The following is an 11,333-nucleotide window of genomic DNA, read 5'->3' as shown; positions in this document are numbered from 1 at the left end:
GGGTTCTAGGGCTCCGCCCTAGCCTTCCCCCGCCGGGGAGATCCAGGAGGGGTCTGGATCGCTAGTGTTCGGGTTGTAAACGGCAAGCGGGGGACAAGCCCCCGCGCTACATCTACTCCTTCTCCCGCAAGAAGAAGGGGAGATCCAGGAGGGCACACCCTCCTGGGAGGGTCCTAGGGCTCCGTCCTAGCCTCTTCCCCCTTCTCCCTGTGGGAGAAGGGGGTCAGGGGGATGAGGGTGTCAGAGAGTAACCAGCTGATCATCGAGAAATATGGTGCCTTCGTCGGTAAGCACTCAGAGAGGGTGCGAGTTTACCTTAAGGGCGAGATTGTCGAGGAAAGACCATTCCATGGGTTGGAGCACTTACTCATTCTCTCCGGGGGTGTCAGCCTTTCTAGCGACCTCGTTCGGGAGTGCGCCGAACGAGGCATTCCCATCAGTTTCATCTCCCGTGATGGGAAGCCTTATGCCAAGATCATCTCCCCAGAGCTTACCGGCACGATCAAGACCCGCCGGGAGCAGCTTATGGCTTACCTGGATAGCCGAGGGGTGATGTTAGCTAAGTCCTTTGCCGTAGGCAAGGTATCCAATCAGAGCGTACTCCTCAAATACATGGCCAAGTACCGCAAAGTCACGGATGCCGAGCTATATGAAAAGGTTAGAGAGGCCGCCTTTCAGCTCGAAGATTGTGTGCGCAGGATCAACGAGATAGAGGGCGAGCAGGTGGAGTCCATTCGCCAGTCCCTTATGAATCTGGAGGGCTATGCGGCTAAGATCTACTGGGATGCAGCGAGAGAGCTGATCATCCCCGCGGTGAGCTGGGAAGGACGTGAGACCCGTGGCGCTCAGGATCTGGTCAATTCCGCCCTGAATTACGGCTATGGCATCCTTTATACTCAAGTCGAGCGGGCCCTGGTCCTGGCTGGGCTTGACCCTTATGCCGGTTTTGTACATGTAGACCGTCCTGGCAAACCCAGTCTGGTGCTGGACCTGGTCGAAGAGTTTCGGCAAGCTGTGGTGGACCGCACCGTATATGCCCTGCTTAACAAGGGGGTAAAGCTAGAGATAGATGATGGCAAACTTACCGAGGCTTCCCGCCGCACCATAGCTGAGAAGGTGAATGAGCGCCTTGAAGGCGATGAGCCCTACGAGGGCAAGAAGCATAAGCTGCGGACGATCATCCAGTCGCAGGCCCGGCACATGGCCACCTTCCTGCGAGGTGAGGGGAAGGAGTACAAGCCGTTTGTGGGGAGGTGGTAATGGGGATTCCAAGGGGCTGCGCCCCTTTGGCCAGGTTTTTCGGACGGATGTGCCCCAAAGTACAAAAAGACCGCCGAGCCACCTTGATGGGTAGTGCAGGGGGGCGAAGCCCTCCTGCCGGGGGTCACAGGGGGTGTCCCCCTATTCAACAAAAGCCCGCAGGGCTACCTTGAACCCCCTGTGGGGGTCTGGGGGCAGATGTTCGACACTCTCGACCTACCACTTGACGGCTTTGTGGTAGACAAACAAAATCATCTGTCCGCTGCCGGCTAAAACGACTATACTTGTCGCCGATGTGTGCTAAGATTAGCACAATAGGGCTTTCAATTTGCCTACGTATGAGCCTTATAGGCGCCATATCGATTGACATAGGGGTTGGTGATGAAACCCACTGCTCAGGATCGCCTGGGGCTGGAGGCGGAGATGAAACGCCTGGTAGAGCAATCGAAGGACATGGGCGCGGTCAAGGTGATCCTCTTTGGTTCCCTGGCCCGAGGACAGCTCTCCCTCTTCAGCGACATTGACCTTCTGGTGTTGTTCGACCAGGAACAATCCGCCCGCGAGCTGACCCGCTGGGTCTACCAGAACATCCAGGCTCGTGAAGAGGTAGACATCCTGGCCTACAGCCAGGAGGCGTTCCAGAGGGTGTGCGAGCGGCCCTTTTTCCGGCAGATTCTTAAAGAAGGGAAGGTGCTCTATGAAAGGGCTCCACCCCACTAGTGAGAATATCTGAAGAGGGGGATGGTTCGCTGGTCTTCAGATGGGAAGCCATCGAGGAACGCCTGAAGGATCTCGCTGAGATATTGCAAGATTCAGTCGCGGCTCGCCACATCGCCACCTTTGTACGTGGTGAGGGCAAGCAGTGTAAGACTTTTGCGGGGAGGTGGTAGTGCGCCGCTATAACCGCTGCTCCAATTGCTTTATTGGAGGTCTTATTAAGCCATGATTGGATACGAAACTGATTTGACGCCGACTAGGTTCCAGGCTCAAGCCCAAGAGAAGCTCAAGAAGGGCAACAGCCTACTGTTGGTTGCCCCAACAGGTCTAGGAAAGACTTTTGCTGTAACTGCCGATATCAGGGACGCACCGCGAAAAACGGTATATTCGGTCCCACTGCGAGCCTTAGGACATGACATTAGAAAAGAGATTTCCGCGCTCAAGAGAGACGAGAAACCAATCAGAGCAGTAATCCATCACGGAGACGTTCAGGAGAGTGTGCTTTTCAGCGAAGAAGTGGTCGTTACCACTTATGATCAGGTAGTCTGTGGAGTCCCCGGATTGCCCTTGAGTCTTCCTTTGAAGGCTGGGCATGCTGTTGCTGGAGCTCTTTTGATGTCGCGCTTGATCCTAGATGAGGTTCATCTCGCCTGGGGGATATCTGAGCAAGCTTTGTCAATTCTGCTGGCAATAATCGACTTCCGAAGAAGGCTCGGTCTGCAAACTGTGGTGCTCACCGCTACCCTGCAGAAAGAGGTGGCGCAACAAATAGCCGAACGATTAAGCTTGGAATTGATGGTCGTTGGTAGCGATGACACAACCGATGATGAAGGATTGCAACTGCGTGAAAGCAATCGGAAGGTGGAGGTATCCACGCTGGAACTCAAAACGACACAAAAGACCGGCGGAAAAAAGCAGCTTGACTACAAGCCACTAGATGACAGATTGAAGCTATGCACGAGTAAATGCATCTATTTTGCTAACACTGTGGAACGTCTTCAAGAAACGTATGACAGGCTAATCGCGGGTGGCATAGACCCTGATAGGATAATTGTCCTCCACAATCGCATGCCTCGCAACTGGCGAACCGAAGCTGAAGAGAAAGTTCACCAGTGTTTCGGCAAGGGCAGCCCAAATGGAAGTTGGATATTATTGACAAACCAAGTAGCCGAGGCTGGCTTGAACATATCAGCACCACAGGTCATTTCTGATCCAGCCCCCGTAGACACGTTAGTGCAGCGTGCAGGGAGGTGTGCCCGCTGGTTCCGTAAAGGTGAGACCAAGGGTGAGTTCGTGGTTATTACCGCACCTAAGGCTGAGATGGAAGAAAGGAAGCACGGACTCGAACTTCCTTACAGGCCCGACTTTGTTCGTGCAGCCATAAAATCGCTGCCGAACGGATTATTGAGTTGGGCAGTCGAACAAGAGTGGATCAATAAGGCATGGGGTGGCGACCCCAAAAAGGCAAAAAAGTCTGTGGAGCGTTCTCTCAATGAGACAACTTTTGCTCTGAACTTGTTTGATCGCGCCGCCCAACAGCACAGCCCAGGTGAAATTGCGAGCATCTTTCGCGAAATCGTATCTGTTGAGGCAGCGGTTTATGGCCCGTCACTTGATCATAATTGGCAGAACATGCTCGATGAAGGTCAACGTCCAGAAACGTCGTCGATTTCCCTTGGACGTGCCTGGAGCTTACTCCGCGAAGCGAGAGGTAAGGCAAAAGTTATTCGCTACGAGGAAGGGGAAACCAAGATCAAACCTGCTGATTATGTGCAAACTGGTGACGTCGTAATTGTTCCTTCTACAATTGCCTATCTGCACCGGGTAAAAGGTCTTTGCTTCGGGGACAGCTCCCAGGACAACGGTGCAATCTTAAGTAGTGAATGGCGACCTATCTCAAAAAGAGAGCAAACTTATCCACAAAAGCGCGGGCGGCAAACTCTCTTGGAACATACCAAAGGGGTTATGCGAGGAACATATGAACGGCTAGGCTCTGATGGTGCCTATCGGAGAGCATTGGCAAAGATCATTCAAACACTAGAGCCTCAAAAAGATTCGGAGGAGGTGGTTAATGCAATCGCTCAAATAGCAACGCTTGTGGCAGGATTTCATGATCTTGGCAAGGCTGACTGGAAATGGCAAGTAAGAGCACGTGAAATTGATCCCGAATGCCCTGTTGGGCTTATTGGGCGAACCGCCAAGAGAGCAGAACACATCGGTCTCCCCCACACGCCACCTGGTTATCTCGCTTGTCTCCGAGCTTGTGAACTGATAGGATTTCCACCTTCTGTCAACTACCTAATCAGGGCTATTGCCCTGGCGTCAGCTCGACATCATTCTAGCTTGTTGAATCCAGCCACGGTTAACTACGAATTTGATCCTTCACCAATGGCATCAGACTTTATCACAAGTGTGCTCCAAGAAGTAAACGTGTCTACAGAGGCCAAAGAGAGGGCAAAAGAAATCTTGGAGGCAGGAAAGCAAAAACCAGCAAATGTCGTGGTCCCTTTGCTCTTGCCTAACGATGATCTTTTCCCCATTTATGCCTTGGTGGGACGTGCTATCCTGATGGCAGACCGTGAGGATGCAGCGGGAAGAGAACTTGAGCAATGGAGAGTGACATTGTGATCAATTTCGACTGGTCTACTGCTGCTTCAGCCCTGAAAGATTTTGGTGGAGAGCAAATTGTCCTTCACATATCAAAAACAGGTTTGCCATTTTTCGACGCGCTACGTCTTTATGGCGCCATAGATTTGTACGTGGGTCTCAGAGAGGACGTTCGCATCCATGACAACGGGAATGAATGGTTTGTGAGTGGTCAGTTTCGTGCCAAACGCATGACTGGCAGAGACCAGTCAGCTTTTAAGAGTATACGGGGAAATAAGAAGAAACTGGCTGCCGAATCTTACTGCCAGGCGCTTAGAGCATCACTGATAGCCGGGTCAGCTCTTGAAGGTGATGTATTTGTCCAAGCCGAGACAGGCTTGGATGCTGTCCTTCAGTCAGGCATTCGTGGTATCTCAGCCCACACTTATGAAACATTGCAGACAGGCCAGACCTCTAAGAAGGAGTGTTTAGCACAGATTCCGTTGTCGCATTGCTTGCTCGCTTTCGTTGGCAAGAGACGGACAGAGCAGTCTGGTAACATCATATTCTTGCCTATCTTCGAGGGAGGGGTGGATCTCTCGAGAGTGGTCAGCCCTCTCAGGGGGATTGGCTTGCCTAATGTCCTCTGCGCTCAGGCACTGATTCTTTTGGCGCTTAAGACATCTCTGTTTGCCGAAGGTTATCAAGAACGGCTTACCGCAGTGACTTTCAGCACGAACCTTGGTAGACAACGCAGTGACAACTATTCTGGTCTGATTACGATTGCCTCTACAGCGGTTGGCAAGATGAGGTCTCCAGACTTCGTTGGTCATACATACTACGTCTTCCGAGAGCTAGTTGGCAAGGCATGGGCTAGGCAGGGAAGGAGCTATCAATCGACCAGTATGACTTCTGATGCTCTTGCAATGGGCTACTGGTTAATGCAGCCGGTTGGCAAGCACCTCTCAACGATGATCACATCTCAGGAACGCTTACAACGGCAGCGTTATCAACAAATTTTCATAAAACCGGAGTACGTGAAGGAGGTATTTGAAATGAGCTACGGAAGGTGGTCTGGTAATCATGAGGCCGTACGTAAGATGGCAAAAGCGGTTGCCTCTGGCATTTACCATGCCAGGATGAAAGAAAGGGATGACCCCAACAAAGAGTGGTACGATGAGATTGTTTTACTTCGTTCCGCTCCAACGGCCAAGGCATTTATTGAACGAGCTATGATTTTGGTGGAACAGGGGCACCGGGCACATCCCTTGGTTGGCACGGCGCACCGAGAGGAAGCCTTTGAACCATCTGCTTTGTTCACCAGCATAGGCGAGAACCGGAATGACTTCGAAACTTTTAGAGACCTTTTCCGCATGTACCTTGTTCAGGAAAGTACATACCAGGGAGGGAGGAAAACCGTCGCAGCGACAGATACTGAGGCTGAGATAGAATCTCCAGAAACAGAAAAGGAGGATGCAGAATGAAACTGTGGAGTATCTCTTTCGCGTATCGCTTGGGCCTGGGTTTTCATGCCCTCAATAATGAGGGTGCCGATGGCAGCAACCTGATGCAGCCACGCCGGATTGATGTGGGTAACATCACGTACGATGGTATAAGTGGTGAAATCATACGCCACCACATTCTGGAGCACTTCATTAACATCTGCCGAGATGGAATCCCGATGCTCCCGCTCAGTGAAGGTTTACATCCCGACCGCGGTCCAATAGGGATTAGGGCTGCGGCAAAGGAGCTAAGATGCAATGAGCTCACCAACGATAACCTCTTTCCAAGCGTCCGCAAGGCCATTGAGATGTGCGCAGTTCTCGATATAGGTGGATACTTGGCTGCATGGAAAGCACAGGATGGAGGTCCAGCATCGCCTGACGAGCCATCTGCCAGGCCTGGTAGTGGATCCTTGGCTGCAGGGAAAGAACAGGATGGAGGAGGGCAGAAAAAGGAATATATCGCTGAGAAATCCTATATTGACTCTAATTGTGCAAAATACAAAAATGCTGAGCCGGTCAAGCGAGAATCTTGTTTTGACGTGGCATGGCTAATTAGCGAGGCACCTCAAGACCTTACGGTGACGCAACACTCAGCCTTCCGAAACACTGCCAAGATGAACAGCCGCTATGCCCAGACTATGCGTTCCAATGTGTACGCTGGAGTGATTCGGGCAGATTTGCACCGAATCGGCACAGACGACTACTGGTATTTGCAGCAGGACAAATCGAAGCGGTTAGCCATTGAACCTGAGGAACAAAAGAGGCGACAGACAGCTTTAATACAGGCTATTGCTAACTTCATCGCGTCACCAACCGGTGCCAAGGTGGCTGGTTGGGCGCCCCATGTTTTCCTCACAGAGGGGGCCATTCTTCTAACTTCCAGCCGAACCGCTCCATTTCGCTCACCGATAAAAGTCGGCCTCGGTGACCCGGAAAATCCCATACGGCCAGACTATGGTTATGCTGAAGCTATGAAAAGGATGGCTAGCAATAAAGACGGAACTTGGGTATGGATATTCACGGATACGAAGGGATTACTGAAGGCGGTAGTTGAAGCGACAAACAAACTAAAGGGGTAGGTCAATGTCTGATGAGAAGAGAGGACAAGATAGCCAAGAATCTGGCCACAGACGAAACGCTGATCCTGAACCAGTGCTGACCTGGATAAAGGCCTCTTATCACCTTCATACATTTGCCTACAGGGACCCACGGTGTGCCTTTCCTACAGCAATGGGGCTGCCAGTAATTTCACCCACCGCCGTGTTACTAGGAGTTGCCTCAACCTTGTTCTGCCTGGGAAAAGCAGACGAGGCGAAACGATTCTTGGAAGACATTCATAAGTGCCAAGTGGTCATCGACTCGCCTGACGGTGTGATCTTCTTCCGTGCTTTCCACCAACTTAGACGATATGAGACCGACAAGTACGACAAGTCAAACCCCCGATTGGGGTTTACCGACATCAACCAGGGCGTGCGTGAGTACGGCATTCCGGAAGGTCTTATGACTATCTTCATAGGGGTGCCGAACACATTAACAGATAATGTTAGATTGGCACTTCGTAATCGTGACCATCTGGGGACACATGACTCCCTATGCGCTCTAGTAGGTGACGTTGAAATCTGCAGTGAGCCGACGGATGTACTCTATCGCCCAATCGAGGCTGCACCGTTCAAAATGCCTGCTGTTGGAGAAAAGGTTACAGCAGTTACACTATCACGCTTCAAAAGCAATCCCATTCGTCCCACTGTTGGAGCTCACTGGTGGATGGCTGGCGGAGATGATACGCAGCTAATCGCGTATATGATACCCGGGGAGTTCGTCGGAACAAGCCACGGTAAGATCTACCGAAAACGTTGATGAAGACATAGCATGACCTCCCTTCTCATCTACGACATACCCGATGATGCCTTGCGCAATAAGGTGGCCGACATCTGCCTGGACTACGGCTTGGAGCGCATCCAGTATAGCGCCTTCCTGGGGGAGATTAATCACAACCGGCAGGAGGAACTCCTGCAAAAGATCAAGCGAAAAGTGGGGAAGAAAACGGCCAATGTGCAGCTCTTCCTCATCTGTGAAAAAGACCTGCGCTTAAGAAAGACGGTGATTATAGCTGGTGAATAGCACGTCCCTGGTAACGCTGCTCGCGAGCGACAGCAAACAGTATGCTGGAAAAGAGTATAATAAGCGAAAGCGGGTAAGGAGACATGCGTAAAGAAGTCAGGGATACCATGGACGGTGCCTGGTATGATTATGCCACCGCAGGAGACATGTGGCACGCTGGGCGATACAACTACGTGGCCTTTCTCTGTCAACAGGCTGTGGAAAAGATGCTCAAGGCAGCCGTCATGAGCTATAAGAGGCGTCTTTATCCTAAGGGACATAATCTCCTGGAGCTGATCCAGGAAGCGGGACTTTCTCTGCCTGAGAATTTGTTGACCACAGCTTTGCGCCTGAGTCCTCATTATTTGGTTTCGCGCTACTTGAACGCCGCCGGTGGCCGCTACTGGGAGCTTTACAACGAGTCAATCGCTTCTGAGTTGTTGGCCCAAACAAGGGGGCTTTTGGAATGGTTAAAGGGCAAAATAGAATCAAGGCCATGATCCAGCGCTATGTGAACGAGCTCGCCCGGGAGATTCAGGTAGAGAAGGTCATCCTTTACGGTTCGCACGCCCGTGGCGATTATTTCGAGGAGAGCGACATTGACCTCATCGTCATCTCCTCAGACTTTGAGCTGATTAACCCCCTGGAGCGTCTGGAGTTTTTAGCGCTTAGATGGCGCATGCCCAAGGCGGCGGAGATTTTGGGATATACCCCGGCGGAATTTCAAACCCTTTTACAGGGATTCTCCATCGTCTCAGAGGCTATAAAAGAGGGCCAGACGGTATATGAAATGGGCGCTCAGCAAAGACGGTGATCATACGTGGTGAGCAGCACATCTCTTATAACGCTGACGGTGAGCGATGTCAAACAGTATAGCTACTGCCCGAGGGTGGTCTATTTCACCTACTGCCTGCCTCTGCGCCGGCCAACTACCTATAAGATGGCGGAGGGCAAGCTGGAACACGAGCATATAGCCGAACTGGAGCAGCGCCGCAGCCTGAAAGCCTATGGTCTGGCTGAGGGCGAACGGCAATTCAATGTCAACCTCTACTCTAAGCGCTTAGAGCTGAGCGGCAAGCTGGATATGGTTATCGAGACGGCGGGCGAGGTCATCCCGGTGGACTTCAAGAACACGGGGGGCGGTGTCGGTCTAAATCATAAGTATCAGCTCACTGCCTATGCCCTGCTGGTAGAGGACCAGTGGCAGAAGCCTGTTCGGCGCGGGTTTATCTACCTTGCCCCCCAGAAGAAGGGACAGGAGGTCACTATAACTCCCAACATGAGGCTGTTCGTCAAAGCGGCCTTAGCCAAGATTCGAGATATGCTTGAGCGTGAGTCCATGCCACCTCCCACCCGGCGCTGGGCTCGCTGTGTGGACTGTGAGTTTCGCAATTTTTGCAATGATGTAGTCTAGGGCAAGCCTATGTATTTTCTTGATGAAGAAGAGAAGAGGCTCTTACTGCGCCGGATCCTGCCCCAGGCACGAGAGCGGGACATAGCCCCAGAGCTGCGGGGCTGGAACTGGGATAAGCCGCCCTTGAGCCCCATCTACGACGTCAGGCTGGGCGTTTATGAGGTGGCCAATAAATATTGCCCTACCAACCGGGATGTCTACCTGCGGCGTGTGCTGGGGGTGAAAGCACCACCCAATCGTCAGATGGTGGAGGGAAACCTTCTCCACGGGTTGCTCTGCAAGATGATCATCGCTGCTAAGAAGGCCATCTATGAACACGGGCCCGACTGTCTGTCCGCCGAAGACGGATTGCAGGCTATGCAGATGCAGGATTTTGTCCAGATCGAGGCCGAATCCCTCTCAGAGGAAGACCTGGAGGAGGTAAGGATGAAGGCGAAACAGCTCTGGGAATACGAGTACCATCGTCTCATCGCCAGAGTACAGGACGTTCTGGCTCGGCAGCCCCACATTGGTCCGGACGCTCTGGTGGCTATGGCCCTGCCGGTGACGGTAGATCAGAGGTTGAATGGTGCCTTCCTGGGACTCAGCTCTCGCCTTGCGGCTGATGCCTTCGTCTTCTCTGAATCTATGGTGGTGGATATCAAGTTTGGTTCAAAGGAGCGGTTCCATTATCTGACCACCACCGGCTATGCCCTGGTAATGGAAAGCCTCTATGAATATCCTATAAACGCGGGTTGCATCGTTTATGCGTCTTTTAGAGAGGGCAGGCTCAGGGTAGAGCGAGACTTTCACTTTATTGATGATGAGCTCAGGCAGTGGTTCATTGAAGAGAGGGATGAGCGGATGAGAATGACTCACGAGGAGATTGATCCTGGCCTGGCGGAGGGGTGCCTGCCCAGGCAAGCGGGCCGGGAATCCTGTCCCTTCTGGCGGCATTGTCATCCAGGCTAGGGCCGGAGAGACCGTCCTTCGCAAAAGGGTGTAAAGAAAGGGCATCGCCGTCGGCTGAGATAGGGCGCTTACGGCGAAGGCAGGTGGGAAAGGGAGGATTATCGATCGGGATGGAGAGCGAATTTATTTTTGGGTGATGCGACTTTCGCAAAAGGAGGCATATTTGGAGCAAAAATCTGGTTGCGGAAAATGGGGGCAAAGAGTAATATGGAGGTGAGGAAACGTAGCATTAGGAGGACTGTAGGGGGTTCCGAGGGGTGGTTGGTATACCAAAATGGTGGGCCTTATCCCCCGTAGTGGGCGGATACAATCCATCGATCCGAGGTTAGGATACTGAAAGTAAAACCAGGCGTGGCCGGGAACGAAATCTGGGCCAGATACAATCCATCGATCCGAGGTTAGGATACTGAAAGTCTACAGCGGGGATGTCCTTGTGAAGGCAATCCGCAAGATACAATCCATCGATCCGAGGTTAGGATACTGAAAGCTTCCCACCCTTCGGATTTAAGGATTAGGCAGCGTTGGATACAATCCATCGATCCGAGGTTAGGATACTGAAAGGCATACGTTTTTACAGCACTGCTGTTCCGCTGAACATAGATACAATCCATCGATCCGAGGTTAGGATACTGAAAGTATGATCCCCAGCTAGCCGGGCGTATCGAGAAGCTATGATACAATCCATCGATCCGAGGTTAGGATACTGAAAGTATTGGGCCTTATCAGGCGGATTCATCTGGTAAAACCGATACAATCCATCGATCCGAGGTTAGGATACTGAAAGGTCCAGATGGGGAGTT

The 11,333-nt window shown here is 52.0% G+C and carries 12 protein-coding genes and 1 CRISPR repeat array; all 12 genes read left to right on the top strand.

All coding sequences use genetic code 11. The features are described from left to right. Positions 1–237 precede the first annotated feature (237 nt). The 12 genes from cas1 (at position 238) to cas4a (ending at position 10,533) form a co-directional block, all read left to right on the top strand. Positions 238–1,260 (top strand): CRISPR-associated endonuclease Cas1, encoded by a 1,023-nt coding sequence (cas1, locus tag M1136_12005; protein MCL5076346.1) that lies wholly within the window; start codon positions 238–240, stop codon positions 1,258–1,260. Between the two features lie 381 nt (positions 1,261–1,641). Next, on the top strand, positions 1,642–1,980 hold the full coding sequence (locus M1136_12000) for a nucleotidyltransferase domain-containing protein (GenBank protein ID MCL5076345.1): 339 nt from the start codon (positions 1,642–1,644) through the stop codon (positions 1,978–1,980). Beyond that, positions 1,980–2,150, top strand: coding sequence for a hypothetical protein (locus M1136_11995; GenBank protein MCL5076344.1), 171 nt, complete (start codon positions 1,980–1,982; stop codon positions 2,148–2,150). Before M1136_12000 ends, M1136_11995 begins: the two co-directional genes overlap by 1 nt. Before the next feature lie 52 nt (positions 2,151–2,202). Beyond that, the gene (cas3, locus tag M1136_11990) at positions 2,203–4,605 is read left to right on the top strand and encodes a CRISPR-associated helicase Cas3' (protein MCL5076343.1); all 2,403 of its coding nucleotides are present in this window, start codon (positions 2,203–2,205) and stop codon (positions 4,603–4,605) included. Further along, positions 4,602–6,047: a hypothetical protein gene (locus M1136_11985; protein ID MCL5076342.1), complete on the top strand. Its 1,446-nt coding sequence runs from the start codon at positions 4,602–4,604 to the stop codon at positions 6,045–6,047. The genes cas3 and M1136_11985 overlap by 4 nt, the downstream gene beginning before the upstream one ends. After that, positions 6,044–7,147 carry a hypothetical protein gene (locus tag M1136_11980; GenBank protein MCL5076341.1) on the top strand — a complete coding sequence of 368 codons (1,104 nt, stop codon included), beginning with the start codon at positions 6,044–6,046 and terminating at the stop codon, positions 7,145–7,147. The genes M1136_11985 and M1136_11980 overlap by 4 nt, the downstream gene beginning before the upstream one ends. 4 nt (positions 7,148–7,151) lie before the next feature. Then, positions 7,152–7,925: a hypothetical protein gene (locus M1136_11975; GenBank protein MCL5076340.1), complete on the top strand. Its 774-nt coding sequence runs from the start codon at positions 7,152–7,154 to the stop codon at positions 7,923–7,925. A gap of 12 nt (positions 7,926–7,937) precedes the next feature. Next, positions 7,938–8,189 (top strand): CRISPR-associated endonuclease Cas2, encoded by a 252-nt coding sequence (gene cas2 / locus M1136_11970; protein ID MCL5076339.1) that lies wholly within the window; start codon positions 7,938–7,940, stop codon positions 8,187–8,189. 83 nt (positions 8,190–8,272) lie between these two features. Further along, a complete protein-coding gene (locus M1136_11965; GenBank protein MCL5076338.1) occupies positions 8,273–8,668 on the top strand; it encodes a HEPN domain-containing protein in 396 nt (131 codons plus the stop codon). After that, positions 8,635–8,982 carry a nucleotidyltransferase domain-containing protein gene (locus tag M1136_11960; protein ID MCL5076337.1) on the top strand — a complete coding sequence of 116 codons (348 nt, stop codon included), beginning with the start codon at positions 8,635–8,637 and terminating at the stop codon, positions 8,980–8,982. Before M1136_11965 ends, M1136_11960 begins: the two co-directional genes overlap by 34 nt. 9 nt (positions 8,983–8,991) lie before the next feature. Next, positions 8,992–9,582, top strand: coding sequence for a CRISPR-associated protein Cas4 (gene cas4, locus M1136_11955; GenBank protein ID MCL5076336.1), 591 nt, complete (start codon positions 8,992–8,994; stop codon positions 9,580–9,582). Positions 9,583–9,591: 9 nt separating this feature from the next. Then, positions 9,592–10,533 carry a type I-A CRISPR-associated protein Cas4/Csa1 gene (gene cas4a, locus M1136_11950; protein ID MCL5076335.1) on the top strand — a complete coding sequence of 314 codons (942 nt, stop codon included), beginning with the start codon at positions 9,592–9,594 and terminating at the stop codon, positions 10,531–10,533. Between the two features lie 303 nt (positions 10,534–10,836). Next, positions 10,837–11,317: a CRISPR direct-repeat array (repeat unit 37 nt; unit sequence GATACAATCCATCGATCCGAGGTTAGGATACTGAAAG). Positions 11,318–11,333 lie beyond the last annotated feature (16 nt).

This window comes from Chloroflexota bacterium (genome assembly GCA_023475225.1).
In the GTDB taxonomy this organism is placed as follows: domain Bacteria; phylum Chloroflexota; class UBA6077; order FW602-bin22; family JAMCVK01; genus JAMCVK01.
The sequence above is the reverse complement of the archived record's forward strand: the minus strand, read 5'-3'. Positions and strand labels throughout refer to the sequence as shown.